The sequence below is a fragment of the Mesorhizobium sp. KR9-304 genome (assembly GCF_040049215.1).
Taxonomy (GTDB): Bacteria; Pseudomonadota; Alphaproteobacteria; order Rhizobiales; family Rhizobiaceae; genus Mesorhizobium_K.
This window is the reverse complement of the sequence record NZ_JBDZDN010000001.1, coordinates 1551825-1568263: the sequence shown is the minus strand read 5'-3', so window position 1 is coordinate 1568263 and position 16439 is coordinate 1551825. Positions and strand designations below refer to the sequence as shown.

The following is a 16439-nucleotide window of genomic DNA, read 5'->3' as shown; positions in this document are numbered from 1 at the left end:
CGGCGGCGGCTCGCGGCTAGGCTTGCACCACGCCGCTTGTTCTTCTTTTCTCCCTTGGTGGGGTCTTAATCATGGGGCGTCACGTTTGACAAGCGCGCGGCCGGATCACGGAGCCGCGACGCCTTGCCCCTGCGTGGACCCTCCGATATTCTTCCCGTTAAAATAATCTTCCGCTGAAGCAAGTCGGCGGCAGGAAAATGCCGATGCTCAACCTTCGCTATCCCGACGTGATCCCCGGCCCGCCGCGGCCGAGCGCGATCATCGTGCCCGGCGGCTTCTCGCTGCCGGCGGGAACGGAACGCTACACGGTTCAGGGTGGCGGAGCCGTGCTGGTCGACATCGAGCCAGGCGACAGGGTGACGATCGCCAATGCCGAGGGCGGGCAGGCCTGCGAACTGGTTGCGCTGGACAGCGAGGGACGCTCGGAACCCGCGATGCTCGGCGTGCCGGGCAACAGCAATGCGGCCGGGCTGAAGGCGCTGCTGCTGTCGGGCGATGCGAGCCTCAGGCAATTCCGCTTGAAGATCGAGCGGCGCGGCATCAGCCTCGCTGGCGCTCAAGCCGTTCGCTTCTTCGATTCCGCCACGCCGGCGGGCACGTCCGAGACCTTCATTGTCCAGCGCGGCGGCTCGCTGATAGTCGCCGCACCCGGCGCGCCGATGTCGCCCGAGGAGCAGGACACGGTGACCCCGCTGACGCTGAGGATCGACCGCGCGCGCATCCGGTCGGCGGCTAAGTTCGAACTGCCCGATCCGCTCGCCGATCCGGTGCTCGACCAGCGCATCAAGTCGGCAACGGCGGAAGCCTATTTCGTCAAGGCCGGCGACTATATCCAGATCATCGACGTCGACGGGCGGCAATGCACCGACTTCCAGTGCTTCTCGGCGCGCAAGCTCGACCGCGGCAAGGACCATCCGCTGGACGTGACGACGACGCGCACGCTGATGGGCGCGAGCTATCCGATGCCGGGCCTGCATTCAAAATATTACGACCAGGATATGGAGCCGCTGGTCGAGGTTGTGCAGGACACCTGCGGGCGGCACGACGCCTTCGCGCTCGCCTGCGCGGCCAAATATTACGACGACATCGGCTATCCCGGTCACCCGAACTGCTCGACGAATTTCAACACCGCGCTTGCCGACAAGGGCGTGAACGCCCGCGCTGGCTGGATGGCGGTGAACTTCTTCTTCAACACCTCGATCGACGCCACCGGCCTTGTCGTCTCCGACGAACCGTGGTCGCGGCCGGGCGATTATGTGCTTCTGCGCGCGCTGACCGACATCGTCTGCGTCTCCTCGGCATGCCCCGACGACACCACGCCGGCCAATGGCTGGAATCTCACCGACATCCATGTTCGCACCTATAGCGGCGCCGAAAAATTCACCCGAGCGGTAGCAAGAAGAATGAGCCCCGACGCCGAACCCGTCATGACCCGCGAGACCGCCTTCCATTCGAGTTTTGCAAAACACACGCGCAATTTCGTCGAATACAAGGGCTACTGGCTCGCCAATTCCTTCGCCAAGGCCGGGCCGATCGAGGAATACTGGGCCTGCCGCGAGAAGGCGGTGGTGATGGACCTCTCGCCGCTCAGGAAAGTCGAGGTGACCGGGCCGGACTCCGAAGCGCTGCTGCAATATGTGCTGACGCGCGACGTGAAGAAGCTGGGCGTCGGCCAGGTCGTCTATTCGGCCATGTGCTACGAGCATGGCGGCATGATCGACGACGGCACGCTGCTGCGTCTCGGCCGCGACAATTTCCGCTGGATCGGCGGCGACGATTTCGGCGGCGCATGGCTGCGCCAGCAGGCGGAAAAGCTCGGCCTCAAGGTGATGGTGCGCTCCTCCACCGACCAGATGCACAACATCGCCGTGCAGGGGCCAAGGAGTCGCGACATCCTGAAGGAGATCGTCTGGACCTCGCCGCTGCAGCCTTCGATATCTGAGCTCGAATGGTTCCGCTTCGCGGTCGCCCGCATCGGCGACGCGCAAGGCGTGCCTGTCGTCGTCTCGCGTACCGGCTATACGGGTGAACTCGGCTACGAAATCTTCTGCCATCCCCGCGATGCGGAAAAAGTCTTCGACGCGGTGTGGGGAGCGGGCCAGCCTTATGGGCTGACGCCGATGGGCATGGCGGCGCTCGACATGGTGCGCATCGAGGCGGGGCTTATCTTTGCCGGCACGGAATTTTCCGACCAGACCGACCCTTTCGAAGCCGGCATCGCCTTCACCGTGCCGCTGAAGACCAAGCAGGACGACTTCATCGGCCGCACGGCGCTGATCCGCCGCAAGGAGAACCCGTCGCGCAAACTCGTCGGGCTGGAGATCGACGGCAACGTCGATGTCGGCCATGGCGACTGCGTGCATGTCGACCGCCCGCAGATCGGCGTCGTGACGTCGTCGATGCGCTCGCCGGTGCTCGGCAAGAACATCGCGCTGGCCAGATTGGATGTCGCGCATGCCGAGATCGGCACGGCGGTCGAGATCGGCAAGCTCGATGGCCACCAGAAACGTTTGCCGGCGAAGATCGTCGCCTTCCCGCACTACGACCCGCAGAAGACGAAGCCACGGTCGTAGCTACCTGCGCGCTGTGAGCACCCGGAAGCCGCTTTCGTTGCGAAGCTCCTGGACATCCTTGAAACCGATCCTGAGCGCCTGCTCGTAGGGCAGGCCGCGGTTGGCGACCATCAGGAGCCGCCCGCCGGGCTTCAGCGCCGAGGCGGCCGCCTTGATCATCGCCTGGCCGATGCCCGGTTCGGCGGCGCGGCCCTGATGGAAGGGCGGGTTCATGACGATCAGGTCGTATTTTTTCTCGATCTTCTCGCTGGACAGATCATGCCAGAAGAAGCCCAACTCGGGTGCATCCGGCGGGCTGGATAGGTTCGTCTTCGCGGCCTCCAGCGATTCGTAGCCTGCTTCGTAAAGGTCAATTGCTTTCAGGCCTTTGGTCCGTTCCGCCAACTGCGCCGATAGATAGCCCCAGCCGGCGCCGAAATCCGCCGCAATGCCCTTGGCGCTTTCGGGCAGGCATTCGGCGAGCAGCCGCGATCCGGTATCGACGCGGTCGCGGGAAAACATGCCGGGCGCGGCGGCGAAACGGCCATCGACACGCGAGGTCGCAGGCCGCAGGGCCTCGACAGTCGGTTCAGGTTCGTCGGGGCACCGGAACCAGAATGCGACACCGTGATATTTCGGCAGATGGCCGTCGAGCCCGATCAGCTTTCCCACCCGCTTGCGCAGGCTGGCGATGCCGTCGTCGGTGCTGCCTGCCACCACAATCAAGCCGCCCGGAACGACGCGCTCCACCGCATCGGCGATCCAGGCTTCGTTCTGGCCGCGGTGCCGGCCGGCCAGCACCAGGGCCCCGGCGAAGTCCCGCCCCTCGGGCGTCGGCGTGACCTTGTGGCCCGACGCCTCAAGCGCCCGGAAATGCGGCCGAAAACCCTGAACCAGATGCAGCTCCGCGCCAAAACCCTCCGGCAGGCGGAAGCCCGGCTCCGCGCCGAGGAACAGAAAACGGCCTGCACTTGGTGCTTCGATATCCCCGGTGTCGAAGGGGTGGAAAAGAGTGGCCTGCGATTCCGGCTTCATTGCTTCAGCGTACTCCTTGTCCCTGAGGTCGGCGCGATTTGCAGGCGGAACGATACCGGTTCGGAGTTCGTTTCCGTATAGGAGGCCTAAAAATGGAGGCAGATATGCCCGAGAAACAGACGATTATCGATCTTGAAAAGAAGTTCTGGGAGACGATGGTTTCCAAGGACGCCGATGCCGCGACCGAGATGATGGCGAAAACCAGCATCGTGACCGGGCCGCAAGGGGTTGCGCAGGTTTCGCGTGTCGATTTCAGCAAGATGATGGATGAGGGCAAATGGACGCTGGACTCCTACAGGTTCAGCGACGTCCAGGTGATCTTCCCCAACGAGTCGACCGCCGTGATCGGCTACAAGGTCAATCAGAAAGGGACGATGGACGGCAAGCCCTATGACATGCAGGCGGCCGACGCGTCGACCTGGACCAGGTCCGGCGACGAATGGCTGTGTGTCATGCACTCCGAGACAACTCTCGACAGCCCCTCGCGGAAATCGGCCTAGGGATTGCCCAAACAAAACGGGCGCGACTTTCGCCGCGCCCGTGGGATTTCGCAATGCCGCAGAGATATCAAGCGGCGTCTTCGCCTTCCGTCTGCCTCTCGCGGGCGACTTCCTTGCCGGTCTTCTGGTCGACGACCTTCATCGACAGGCGGACCTTGCCGCGCTCGTCAAAACCCATCAGCTTGACGTAGACCTTGTCACCTTCCTTGACCACGTCGGTCGTCTTCTGCACACGGGCGTCGGCCAGCTGCGAGATGTGGACGAGGCCGTCCTTGGGTCCGAAGAAGTTGACGAAGGCTCCGAAATCGGCCGTCTTGACCACCGTGCCCTCGTAGATCTCGCCGACTTCCGGCTCGGCCACGATCGTGTGGATCCACTTCTTCGCCGCCTCGATTTCCTTGGCGTTGGCGGAAGCGATCTTGACGGTGCCGTCGTCGTCGATGTTGATCTTGGCACCCGTCTTCTCGACGATCTCGCGGATCACCTTGCCGCCGGAGCCGATGACGTCGCGGATCTTGTCGGTCGGGATGTGCATGACCTCGATGCGCGGCGCGAACTCGCCGAGTTCGGCGCGGGCGCCTGAAAGCGCCTTGCCCATCTCGCCGAGGATGTGCAGGCGGCCGTCCTTGGCCTGGCCCAGCGCCACCTTCATGATCTCCTCGGTGATGCCCTGGATCTTGATGTCCATCTGCAGCGCGGTGATGCCGCCCATCGTACCGGCGACCTTGAAGTCCATGTCGCCGAGGTGATCCTCGTCGCCGAGGATGTCGGAGAGAACCGCGAAGCGGTCGCCTTCCTTGATCAGGCCCATGGCGATGCCGGCAACCGGCTTGGCGAGCGGAACGCCCGCATCCATCAACGCCAGCGAGGTGCCGCAGACGGTCGCCATCGAGGAGGAGCCGTTCGACTCGGTGATCTCGGAGACGACGCGCAGCGTGTAAGGGAAGGTCTCAGCGGCCGGCAGCATCGGGCGGATGGCGCGCCAGGCGAGCTTGCCGTGGCCGATCTCGCGGCGGCCCGGCGAACCCATGCGGCCGGTCTCGCCGACCGAGTAGGGGGGGAAGTTGTAGTGGAGAAGGAACTTCTCCTTGTACATGCCGGTCAGGCTGTCGACATACTGTTCGTCCTCGCCGGTGCCGAGCGTCGCCACCACCAGCGCCTGCGTCTCGCCGCGGGTGAACAGCGACGACCCGTGGGTGCGCGGCAGGACGCCGACTTCCGAGACGATCTTGCGGACGGTCGACAGGTCGCGCCCGTCGATGCGGGACTTGGTGTCCAGGATGTTCCAGCGCACGATCTTGGCCTGGAGTTCCTTGAACACGGTTCCGACCTGCTCTGACGTCCAGAGCGGCGTCTCGTCGCCCTTCGGCGAAAAGGTTTCCTTGACCTTGGCCTTGACGGCGTCGACGGCGGCATAGCGCTTCTGCTTGTCGACGTTCTTGTAGGCGTCGCGCAGGTCTCCCTCGACCAGCTTCAGCATGTCGGCTTCAAGTTCGGCATAGTTCGGAGGTGCGAAGTCACGCGGCTCCTTGGCGGCGACTTCGGCGAGCTTGATGATCGCGTCGATCACCGCCTGGAAACCCTTGTGACCGAACATGACCGCGCCGAGCATGACGTCCTCGGCAAGTTCCTTAGCCTCGGACTCGACCATCAGCACGGCAGAGTCGGTGCCGGCGACGACGAGGTCGAGCTTGGATTCTGGCATCTCATCGACATGCGGGTTGAGCACATATGCGCCGTTGATGTAGCCGACGCGCGCGCCGCCTATCGGACCCATGAAAGGAACGCCCGAAAGCGTCAGCGCCGCCGAGGTGGCGACGATCGCGAGGATGTCCGGGTCATTTTCAAGGTCGTGCTGCAGCACGGTGACGACGACCTGGGTGTCGTTCTTGTAGCCCTCGGCGAAGAGCGGGCGGATGGGGCGGTCGATCAGGCGGGAAACCAGCGTTTCCTTCTCGCTCGGACGGCCCTCGCGCTTGAAATAACCGCCGGGGATCTTGCCGGCGGCAAAGGTCTTTTCCTGGTAGTTGACGGTGAGCGGGAAGAAATCGAAGCCCGGCTTCGGCTCCTTCTGCGACACGACGGTGGCGAGCACCATGGTCTCGCCGTAGGTGGCGAGCACGGCGCCGTCGGCCTGGCGGGCGATCTTGCCGGTTTCCAGGATGAGCGGACGGCCGCCCCATTCGATTTCGACTTTGTGGTGGTTGAACATTTCTTGTCCTTGATATTGGGGAAGGGCCGCGCGTTTCTCCGCGCGAGCAATCCCTTCCTGGCTTCGTTCGGGCGAGCCACGGGCAAGACAACGGGAAGCTCCGGGTTTTGGCGAGCGTCCTGCAATCCTGCCCCATGACCGTCCATGGGCGGTTCGCACCAGACCCCTTCCGGCTTCGAACCGTTGGGCCGCTCGTAGGGGCGGCCCGAATGCGCAACCGGCGCGCCAAGGCGCGCCGGTCAAACTTGCTAGCGGCGCAGGCCGAGCTTTTCGATCAGGGTCGAATAGCGGGCCTCGTCCTTGCGCTTGAGGTAGTCAAGCAAGCTGCGGCGCTGCGAGACCAGAGCGAGCAGACCACGGCGGGAATGGTTATCCTTCTTGTGGTCCTTGAAGTGCTCGGTCAGGTTCTTGATGCGCTCTGAATAGATGGCAACCTGGACTTCCGGCGAACCTGTGTCGCCCTTGGCGGTCGCAAACTCGGCAATCAGGGCCTGTTTACGCTCTGCGGTAATCGACATCGGATTTTTCCTTTCAAAATGGGGGAAATGAGACGCCGCAGCCGGGATGTCGTCCAGCAGAGGCCGATGAACAAAGCGCTGAATTTATGGTTCTGGCGCGATGCTGCGGCGCATATAGTTGAATTCCGGACAAAAAGCCAGAAGCATTTGTCGGCTCAGTTCCACGGGCCTTTTCGCCGCCTCAGCCTGCGAACACCCGTTTCGGCTTGAACATGCCGGCCTCAATCGCGCCGATCGCCACCAGCCGGCCGCGTGCGGTCGCGCAGGCCTCGTCGGCCTCGACGGGCGCATCGCGGCCTCGGATGACGATCGGATTGCCGAGCCTGATCCGGTTCGCCGCCTCGTCGGAAATGGCGACCTGCGGCAGGCATTCGAGTGCAGCACCCGTATCGACCAGAAGCGAGTCGATCGCCGTGAAATCCGCCGGCAGCGGCTCGCCCTCCTGTTGCCCGGCCTCGCCGAAACGCGCCGCTTCCAGTTCCGCGACGGTGACGAAGTCCTCCGGTGTGAACGGGTCAACCTCGGTGCGGCGCAACTCGGCTATGTGGCCGAAGCAGCCGAGGTCGCGCCCCATGTCGCGCGCCAGCGAGCGCACATAGGTGCCCTTGCCGCATTCGATCTCGAACACCGTGCTGCCGTCGGGCTGCATCCCGATCAGGTCGAAGCGGCCGATCTCGACCTCGCGCTCGGGGATTTCGACATTCTCACCGGCGCGGGCGAGATCATAGGCGCGCTCGCCGCCGATCTTGATGGCCGAGAATTGCGGCGGCGTCTGCATGATGACGCCGGTATATTTCGGCAGAATCGAGCGGATGCCGGCCTCGTCCGGCCGCAGGTCCGAGCTCTTCGTCACGGGACCTTCGAGGTCGTCGGTCGAACGCTCCTCGCCCCAGGCGACGGTGAAACGATAGACCTTGGCGCCGTCCTGCACGTAGGGCACGGTCTTGGTCGCCTCGCCGAGCGCTATCGGCAGCATGCCGGACGCCAGCGGGTCGAGCGTGCCGGCGTGCCCAGCCTTCTCTGCCTGGAACAGCCACTTAACCTTGGATACAGCCTCGGTCGAGCCCATGCCGACCGGCTTGTCGAGGATCACCCAGCCGGATACCGGCCGGCCCTTCTTCTTGCCGCGGCGGGCCATTATTTGCCTTCCTTGTCGAGATCGCGCGCGACCTCGGGCGACTTCAGCAGCTCGTTGATCTTCGAAAAATTGTCGAAGCTCGTATCCAGCCGGAAGCGGAACTCGGGCATGAACTTCATCTGCCTGAGCGCATGCGACACGCGCCCGCGGATGAATTTCGCATGATGGTTCAGCGCATCGACCACGGCTGCGTCGTCTTTCGCTCCAAGCGGCGACACGAAGGCGGTCGCGACCTTCAGGTCGGGCGACATGCGGACCTCGGAGATCGAGATGACGGTGGTTTCGATCACCGGATCGATGATCTCGCCGCGCTGCAGCATCTCGGAAAGCGCATGACGCACCTGTTCGCCGACGCGCAGCATGCGCTGAGATGGGCCTTTGGGACCGGATGTTCTAGGCATGGTTCCTATCTTGAAATCGTGCGGGCGCGGGATGGAACCGCGGCGCATGTTTCACAAAAATCGACGAGACGGCGGCTTTCGGCCGCCATCTCCATGACAGTCTGCTTTGCAGCGCCTTAGAGCGACCGCGTCACCATCTCGACGCGGAAGCACTCGATGACGTCGCCGACGCGCATGTCCTCGTAGTTCTGGAAGGCCATGCCGCATTCCTGGCCGCCCGGCACTTCCGACACTTCGTCCTTGAAGCGCTTCAGGGTCTTCAGCGTGCCTTCGTGGATGACCACGTTGTCGCGGATCAGGCGGACGCCCGCGCCGCGTTCGACCTTGCCTTCGGTGACACGGCAGCCGGCGATCTTGCCGACCTTGGTGATGTCGAAGATCTCGAGGATCTCGGCGTTGCCGATGAAGGTCTCGCGGCGTTCCGGCGAGAGCAGACCCGACATCGCCGCCTTCACGTCATCCACAAGGTTGTAGATGATGTTGTAGTAGCGGATCTCGATGCCGGCGGCTTCGGCGGCGGCGCGCGCCTGCGGATTGGCGCGCACGTTGAAGCCGATCATCGCAGCGCCCGACGTCTCAGCAAGCGACACGTCGCTCTCGGTGATGGCGCCGGCGCCCGAATGGACGATGCGCGCCCTGACCTCGTCGGTGCCGAGCTTGTCGAGGGCGGCGATGATGGCTTCCACCGAGCCCTGCACGTCGCCCTTGATCACAAGCGGGAACTCTTTCAGTCCGCTCGTCTGCAACTGCGTCATCATCTGCTCGAGCGAACCGCGCGCGCCGGCATGCTTGGCCACGGCTTTGTCGCGCGCGAGTCTCTGACGATATTCCGTGATCTCGCGGGCGCGAGCCTCGCTCTCGACCGTCGCAAAACGGTCGCCGGCGCGCGGCGTGCTCTGCAGGCCGAGCACCTCCACCGGCGTCGATGGGCCAGCTTCCTTGAGCTGCTCGCCGCGATCGTTGATGATCGCGCGCACGCGGCCCCATTCGCCGCCGGCGACCACGATGTCGCCGATCATCAGCGTGCCGGTCTGCACCAGAACGGTGGCAACCGCGCCGCGGCCTTTCTCCAACTTCGCCTCAATGACGACGCCCTCGGAGGTGCGGTCCGGATTGGCTTTGAGATCGAGCAGTTCGGCCTGCAGCAGGATCGCCTCGAGCAGCTTGTCAAGGTTGGTGCCCTTGGTGGCGGAGACCTCGACGTCGAGCACCTCGCCGCCCATCGATTCGACGAACACCTCGTGGCGCAGCAATTCCGCGCGGACCTTCTGGGGGTCTGCCTCCCGCTTGTCGATTTTGTTGATCGCCACGATGATCGGCACGCCGGCCGCCTTGGCGTGATTGATGGACTCGATCGTCTGCGGCATCACCGCGTCGTCCGCCGCCACGACCAGCACCGCGATGTCGGTCGCCTGCGCGCCGCGGGCGCGCATCGCCGTGAACGCCGCGTGGCCGGGCGTGTCGATGAAGGTGATCTTGTGATCGTTCTTGTCGACCTGGTAGGCGCCGATGTGCTGGGTGATGCCGCCCGCCTCGCCCGAGACGACGTTGGCGTTGCGGATGGCGTCGAGCAGCGAGGTCTTGCCGTGGTCGACATGGCCCATGATGGTCACGACGGGCGGGCGCGACTTCAGGTCCTCGGGCTTGTCCGCGGCCTTGAATACGCCTTCCTCGATATCGGCTTCGGCGACGCGGCGGACCGTGTGACCGAATTCGGAGGCAACCAGCTCGGCCGTGTCGGCGTCGATCACGTCGCCGGGCTTCATGATCTCGCCCTGCTTCATGAAGAACTTCACGATGTCGACGGAGCGTTCCGACATGCGGTTGGCAAGGTCGGCGATGGTGATCGTCTCGGGAAGCACCACCTCGCGCATGACCTTCTCGCGCGGCTCGTTGTGCATCGCGCGTTTGAATTTCTCCTGGCGGCGGCGCATCGACGACAGCGAACGGGCGCGCGCCTCCTCCTCGGAGGTGGCGGTTGACAGCGTCAGCTTGCCGCGGCGGCGGTCTTCCTCGCCTTTCGTCTTTGCCGGACGTGCCGCTTCCGGTGTCGCGATACGCTTCACCGGACCTGTGGTGCGCAGAACGCTCTTGCTCTTGACGACCGGTTCGTCGTCGCTCGCCATATCGGCCAGCGGAGTGCGACGACGCGCTTCCTCCTCGGCGCGGCGGCGGGATTCTGCCTCGGCCAGCAAGCGGGCTTCTTCGTCGGCCTGGCGGCGCGCCGATTCCTCGCGCTCACGCTTGCGGCGTTCTTCGTCTTCCTGGCGGCGTCTCGCTTCGTCGATTGCCCGGTGGCGGTCCTCGACCTCGCGTACCTTCGAGCCTTCGAGCGCGCGGCGGCGCGCCTCGATCTCGCCGGCCGAGAGGTCGCTGAGCACAAGATTGGGCCGATCGGTTACCGGCGGCGGCGCCTTCGGCGCCTCTTGAGTCACGGGCTTGGGCGCAACGGGCACAGGGGCCGGCTTCGGCGTGAACACCGAGGCGGCCTCCGACTTCTCGCCGGGCTTGACGAATTTGCGCTTGGTTTCGACGACGACGGACTTGGTGCGGCCATGCGAGAAGTTCTGACGCACGGTCGACTGTTCAACGCCCGGCCGCTTCAGCGTCAAGGTCTTCTTGGTATTGACGCTCAACGTCTTGTCGTCACCGGTTTTCGTATCGCTCATTCCATATCCTCTGCGGCTTCATTCCCGCCGGCAATCGCCGCAAACATTGCCAACTCGTCCGGAGATCCGCCCCGGTATCGGTCAAGCGCAACCATGCGCTTTTCAGCCGATCTTCCAGCGTCGCCCGCAAGAACGGCTGCATGTATCACATTTGTGCCGCCCAATGCCAAACCCAATTCCTGTTCGGAAAAAAGTTTGTAGGCCCTGATTTCGGGGCCTCCGGCATGGGCAGTCGCGCGTCTCGCCTGGGCGATCTTGCGCAAGCCGTCGGCGGACGCTTCGGCCGCGTGCAGCACCAGAAGCGCAGCTCCGCTGCGCACCGCAGCCTCGACCTTCGTGGCGCCGAGCCCCACCGCGCCCGCCTTGCGGGCCAGTCCCAGCGCGCCGAGCGCCGCCTTGGCAAGCAGGCGATCGACCATGCCGCCGAGATCGGCCGGCACAGTCACTTGCGCCTTGAACGCCTTGGCGAACAGCCCCTTTTTCGCCGCCTTGTCGACATGCTCGCGGTCGGCGGTTACCCAGCAGCCGCGGCCGGGGAGATTTCTCTTTAGATCCGGTACGACGGCCTTGTCGGGGCCGAGGACGAAACGGATGAGCTCATCCGGCCCGGCTTGCCGACGCGTGACGATGCAGGTGCGATCGTTCATCTCGTCCAAGGCTTGCTCCGGGCCGGCTCACTTCACGCTTCCGCTTCGGCGGGCGCGTCGGCTTCCACGGCGATTTCGTCGGCCGTGATCCACCCGGCCTTGAGCCGCGCCGCGAGAACCATCTGCTCGGCATCTGCGCGCGAGACCGAGTGGCTGGCGAGCACGCCGGGGAAAAACTTGGTTTCGCCGTCCTTGCGCTCTTTCCAGCCGACAAGGTCGTCGACCGCGTAGCCGGCGAAGTCCTCGACCGTCTTCACGCCGTCCTCGCCGAGCGTCACCATCATGGCCGTGGTCACACCGGGTATCTCGCGCAGTTCGTCCTCGACGCCCAGCTCCTTGCGCTTGCCGTCATGCTCCGCCTCGATCCTTTCGAGATACTCGCGGGCGCGCTGCTGAATCTCGCTCGCCGTATCCTCGTCGAAGCCGTCGATCGACGAAATCTCGTCGGCATTGACATAGGCGACTTCCTCGACCGAGGTGAAACCTTCCGACGCCAGCACCTGGCCGACCATCTCATCGACGTCGAGCGAATTCATGAACAGGTTCGAACGCTCGACGAACTCCTTCTGGCGGCGCTCGCTCTCTTCCTGCTCGGTCAGGATATCGATGTCCCAGCCGGTCAGCTGCGACGCAAGCCGCACGTTCTGGCCGCGGCGGCCGATCGCCAGCGACAGCTGGTCGTCGGGTACCACAACCTCGATGCGCTCGGCATCCTCGTCGAGCACGACCTTGGCGACTTCCGCCGGCTGCAGCGCATTGACGATGAAGGATGCGGCCGAAGGCGACCACGGAATGATGTCGATCTTCTCGCCCTGCAGCTCGCCGACGACGGCCTGAACGCGCGACCCGCGCATGCCGACGCAGGCGCCGACCGGGTCGATCGACGAGTCTCGCGAGACCACCGCGATCTTGGCGCGGCTGCCCGGGTCGCGGGCGACAGACTTGATCTCGATGATGCCGTCGTAGATTTCCGGCACTTCCATGGTGAAAAGCTTCGCCATGAATTGGGGATGCGTGCGCGACAGGAAGATCTGCGGCCCGCGCTGCTCGCGCCTGACGTCGTAGACATAGGCGCGGACGCGGTCGCCATATTTGAAGTTTTCGCGCGGGATCAGCTCGTCGCGCCGGATGATCGCCTCGCCGCGGCCAAGGTCGACGATGACGTTGCCGTATTCGACGCGCTTCACCGTGCCGTTGACGATCTCGCCGATGCGGTCCTTGTATTCGTCGAACTGGCGGTCGCGCTCGGCTTCGCGAACCTTTTGAACGATGACCTGCTTGGCCGACTGCGCGGCGATGCGGCCGAAATCCATCGGCGGCAGCTGCTCGGCGATGAAGTCGCCGACTTCGGCGTCCGGGTTGCGCTCGCGCGCCGAGGAAAGCGCGATCTGGCGGCCGTAATCCTCGACCGTCTCGACCACTTCCATCAGCCGCTGCAGCTTCATCTCGCCGGTGTTCGGGTTGATGTCGGCGCGGATGTTGGTCTCCTGGCCGTAACGCGAGCGCGCGGCCTTCTGGATCGCGTCGGCCATCGCGGCGATCACGATCGACTTGTCGATCGACTTCTCGCGCGCGACCGCATCCGCGATCTGCAGCAATTCGAGCCTGTTGGCGCTGACTACCATTTCCGTCTCCCTGACCCGCCGTGGCGGGACGCACTTAATCCTGCGTTTCGGTTTCGACTTCCGCGTCGGCCTCATCCGGCTCGCCGCGGCGCTTCTTTGCTTCCTTGCGCGCCTTGTTGTCCTTGGACAGCGCGTCGCGGATGAGATCGTCGGTCAGCACCAGCCTGGCTTCGGCGATCACCTCGTAAGGCACCCTGACCGTCGGCTCGTCACCGTAGGCCGGCACGTCGCGCTCGATCAGCACGTCGTTGTCGCCGGCCTCGGCGATCCTGCCCTTGAAGCGCTTGCGCTCGGCGACCAGGATCGACGTCTCCATCTTCACCTGATGTCCGGTCCAGGCGGAAAAATCCGATTTCCTGACCAGGGGGCGGTCGATGCCAGGCGAAGAGACTTCGAGGTGATAGGCCTTCTCGACGGGATCGGCGACGTCCAGCGCCGGCGAAATCGCCCGGCTGACCTCCTCGCAGTCCTCGACTGTCATGGTGCCGTCGTCACGTTCGGCCATGACCTGCAGCGTCAGCCCGTTCTGGCCCGACAGCCGCACGCGCACGAGGCGGAAACCCATTCCGCGCAGCACCGGCGCCACGACCGAAGCGATGCGCGCATCGATGCCGCTTTCGCGGATGATGCGGTCGTCTCCGGTTGTATCGCCTGCAATTGCCGTCATCTTGTCTCCGTCGGGAGGTAATAAAAAAGAGCGGGACCGGGTGGACCCACTCTTCGTCGTACCGACCAAGAATTTGAAGCTGATATAGACCAATGGCCGGGCGCTTTCAAGCCCCGCGGCCCATTCGCGCCGCCCCGCGGCGGGTGCTGCCCAATCGTCACCGATGCGCCTGCCGCATGGCACCGTTGCAGGGATGGCTATGTCGGCGGGGTCAGCGACTCCCTATCTATGTTGCAGCGCAGCATAAGTGTTGCGCATCTTTGAACGAAGGATAGATCCCATGAGCCCCCGCAGTGCTCTTTCCGCCCTTGGCGGTTTCTTCGATGTCTTCGGCAGCGCCGTCGCCGCCTCCAGGGCGGTCGAGGCCAACAGGCGGCCGCGCGCCAGCGACCTGCGCATGCTCGGCATCGACCCGAAGGCGTTCAACAAGATCATCCGCCGCTAAGCGGATACGAGTTCGGTGCGAAGGCGGGAGCCTTCGCATCGATGTCGATCAAACTCTCCGGAACGTCAGGTAGGCGGGACGGCGCCCTTCCCGAAAGGCCTTGGCCTCGTAGCGCGTACCCGGCCAGCCCGCGTAGGGTGTCTTCCACTCCGCCGAATCCGCCGCCTGCCAGGCGAAGCCGCCATGCGCGGCGCAGGCAAGCAGCGTCCAGTTGACGTAGCTGTCGATGTCGGAAGCGAACCGGAAACTTCCTCCCACCTTCAACACGCGCGCAAAACGACCGAGATTGACCTGGCTCACGAAGCGCCGCTTCCAATGTTTCTTCTTCGGCCATGGATCGGGATAGAGAAGATCGATGCCCGCCAGGCAGCGATCCGGCAGCCAGTCGAGCAGCCGCGTCGCGTCGTCGTCGTGGACCCGCAGATTGGCGAGCGGTTTTTGCGTTAGCGCGGTCATCGTCTTAGCCATCGAATTGACGAAGGGCTCGACGCCGATGAAGCCGGTTTCGGGGTGATTAGATGCCTCGTGGAGGAGATGTTCGCCGCCGCCGAAGCCGATCTCGAGGCGGACATCCGAGAGTTTTGCCGGAAACAGCGTTGCGATATCCGTCGGCGCCGGCTGGTCGAGATCGAGCCGATAGCGCTTCAGCCCTTCGTCAAGCGCCGTCGCCTGCAGCGGACTAATCGTCTTGCCGCGCCGCCGTCCGAAGAAGGCTTCGGTCGAACGGCTCTTACGGCCCTCGGTCATATCGATCGTTTCAGCCGGCCAGGGCTTCCTTGAGCGCCTTGGCGAGGTCGGTCCTCTCCCAGGAGAAGGAACCGTCGCGGCCGGGCTTGCGGCCGAAATGGCCGTAGGACGAGGTTTTTGCGTAGATCGGCTTGTTGAGGTCGAGATGCTTGCGGATGCCGGAAGGCGAGAGGTCCATCACATGGCGCAGTGCCTCTTCCAGCTTCGCCTCCTCGACCTTGCCGGTGCCGTGCAGATCGACATAGACCGACAGCGGCTGGGCGACGCCGATGGCGTAGGACAGCTGGATCGTGCAGCGGTCGGCGAGTTTGGCCGCGACCACGTTCTTGGCGAGGTACCGCGCCGCATAAGCGGCCGAGCGGTCGACCTTGGTCGTGTCCTTGCCGGAAAACGCGCCGCCGCCATGCGGCGCCGCACCGCCATAGGTGTCGACGATGATCTTGCGGCCGGTCAGGCCGGCGTCGCCGTCAGGCCCGCCAATAACGAACTTGCCGGTCGGATTGATGTACCAGTTGCAGTCGTCGGCGATCCGAAGATCGCCTAGCGCCTCGCGGATATAAGGTTCGACGACTTTGCGGACTTTTTTGGAATCCCAGCTCCCGTCGAGGTGCTGGGTCGAGAGCACGATCTGCGTGACCTCGGCTGCCTTGCCATCGATATAGCGGACCGTCACCTGGCTCTTGGCGTCGGGGCCGAGTTTGCCGGCGTCGCCCTTGCCGGAATGCCGGGCGGCAGCGAGAAGTTCGAGAATCTTGTGGGCGTAGTAGATCGGCGCCGGCATGAGGTCCGGGGTCTCGGTGCAGGCATAGCCGAACATGATGCCCTGATCGCCCGCGCCCTCCTCGCCCTGGCGGTCGGCGGCGCTATCGACGCCCTGCGCGATGTCGGCCGATTGGCCGTGCAGCAAGACTTCGATCTTGGCGGTCTTCCAGTGGAAGCCCTCCTGTTCGTAGCCGATGGCGCGAATTGCCTTGCGCGCGATAGATTTGAACTTCGCCGGGTTGATGACGGGGAAGTCGGCGGCGTTATGCAGGATCGAGCCATCCCTGGCCTTCTTCAGCAGCGTGTCGGGCACGCGCACCTCGCCGGCGATGATGACGCGGTTGGTCGTGGCCAGCGTCTCGCAGGCGACGCGCACGTCCCAGGGGTTCATCCCGGCCTTCTTTGCCTCGCGGTAGACCAGATCGACGATCTCGTCCGATATGCGGTCGCAGACCTTGTCCGGGTGTCCCTCGGAAACGGATTCCGAGGTGAAGAGATAATTCTGCCGCTGCACGGGTGTC

Annotated in this window: 14 protein-coding genes; 3 read left to right on the top strand and 11 right to left on the bottom strand. The window is 64.3% G+C overall.

The window, feature by feature from the left end; translation table 11 throughout:
• Positions 1 to 203 precede the first annotated feature (203 nt).
• Positions 204 to 2573: a DUF1989 domain-containing protein gene (locus ABLE71_RS07435; protein WP_348782706.1), complete on the top strand. Its 2370-nt coding sequence runs from the start codon at positions 204 to 206 to the stop codon at positions 2571 to 2573.
• Here ABLE71_RS07435 and ABLE71_RS07430 read toward each other — a convergent pair whose 3' ends face one another.
• Positions 2574 to 3587, bottom strand: coding sequence for a class I SAM-dependent methyltransferase (locus ABLE71_RS07430; protein ID WP_348782705.1), 1014 nt, complete (start codon positions 3585 to 3587; stop codon positions 2574 to 2576).
• Between the two features lie 104 nt (positions 3588 to 3691).
• Between ABLE71_RS07430 and ABLE71_RS07425 the strand changes: the two genes are divergently transcribed.
• Positions 3692 to 4087, top strand: coding sequence for a nuclear transport factor 2 family protein (locus ABLE71_RS07425; protein ID WP_348782704.1), 396 nt, complete (start codon positions 3692 to 3694; stop codon positions 4085 to 4087).
• Between the two features lie 67 nt (positions 4088 to 4154).
• Here the strand turns inward: ABLE71_RS07425 and pnp are convergent, their stop codons facing one another.
• The 8 genes from pnp to rimP form a co-directional block, all read right to left on the bottom strand.
• A complete protein-coding gene (gene pnp, locus ABLE71_RS07420) occupies positions 4155 to 6299 on the bottom strand; it encodes a polyribonucleotide nucleotidyltransferase (protein WP_348782703.1) in 2145 nt (714 codons plus the stop codon).
• Positions 6300 to 6547: 248 nt separating this feature from the next.
• On the bottom strand, positions 6548 to 6817 hold the full coding sequence (gene rpsO, locus ABLE71_RS07415; RefSeq protein WP_348782702.1) for a 30S ribosomal protein S15: 270 nt from the start codon (positions 6815 to 6817) through the stop codon (positions 6548 to 6550).
• A 181-nt stretch (positions 6818 to 6998) separates the two neighbouring features.
• Positions 6999 to 7955 (bottom strand): tRNA pseudouridine(55) synthase TruB, encoded by a 957-nt coding sequence (gene truB / locus ABLE71_RS07410; protein WP_348782701.1) that lies wholly within the window; start codon positions 7953 to 7955, stop codon positions 6999 to 7001.
• A complete protein-coding gene (gene rbfA, locus ABLE71_RS07405; protein WP_348782700.1) occupies positions 7955 to 8356 on the bottom strand; it encodes a 30S ribosome-binding factor RbfA in 402 nt (133 codons plus the stop codon). Before rbfA ends, truB begins: the two co-directional genes overlap by 1 nt.
• A 116-nt stretch (positions 8357 to 8472) precedes the next feature.
• The gene (infB, locus tag ABLE71_RS07400; protein WP_348782699.1) at positions 8473 to 11025 is read right to left on the bottom strand and encodes a translation initiation factor IF-2; all 2553 of its coding nucleotides are present in this window, start codon (positions 11023 to 11025) and stop codon (positions 8473 to 8475) included.
• Positions 11022 to 11672 carry an RNA-binding protein gene (locus tag ABLE71_RS07395; protein ID WP_348783689.1) on the bottom strand — a complete coding sequence of 217 codons (651 nt, stop codon included), beginning with the start codon at positions 11670 to 11672 and terminating at the stop codon, positions 11022 to 11024. Before ABLE71_RS07395 ends, infB begins: the two co-directional genes overlap by 4 nt.
• A 32-nt stretch (positions 11673 to 11704) precedes the next feature.
• Positions 11705 to 13297: a transcription termination factor NusA gene (gene nusA, locus ABLE71_RS07390; RefSeq protein ID WP_348782698.1), complete on the bottom strand. Its 1593-nt coding sequence runs from the start codon at positions 13295 to 13297 to the stop codon at positions 11705 to 11707.
• 34 nt (positions 13298 to 13331) lie between these two features.
• Complete coding sequence (rimP, locus tag ABLE71_RS07385) at positions 13332 to 13964, bottom strand: ribosome maturation factor RimP (protein WP_348782697.1); 633 nt, start codon at positions 13962 to 13964, stop codon at positions 13332 to 13334.
• A 280-nt stretch (positions 13965 to 14244) separates the two neighbouring features.
• Between rimP and ABLE71_RS07380 the strand changes: the two genes are divergently transcribed.
• A complete protein-coding gene (locus ABLE71_RS07380; protein WP_348782696.1) occupies positions 14245 to 14409 on the top strand; it encodes a hypothetical protein in 165 nt (54 codons plus the stop codon).
• Between the two features lie 48 nt (positions 14410 to 14457).
• Here the strand turns inward: ABLE71_RS07380 and ABLE71_RS07375 are convergent, their stop codons facing one another.
• Entirely contained in the window at positions 14458 to 15156 is a 699-nt protein-coding gene (locus ABLE71_RS07375; protein ID WP_348782695.1) for a tRNA (guanosine(46)-N(7))-methyltransferase TrmB, read from the bottom strand.
• 10 nt (positions 15157 to 15166) lie between these two features.
• The gene (gene metK / locus ABLE71_RS07370; protein ID WP_348782694.1) at positions 15167 to 16432 is read right to left on the bottom strand and encodes a methionine adenosyltransferase; all 1266 of its coding nucleotides are present in this window, start codon (positions 16430 to 16432) and stop codon (positions 15167 to 15169) included.
• Positions 16433 to 16439 lie beyond the last annotated feature (7 nt).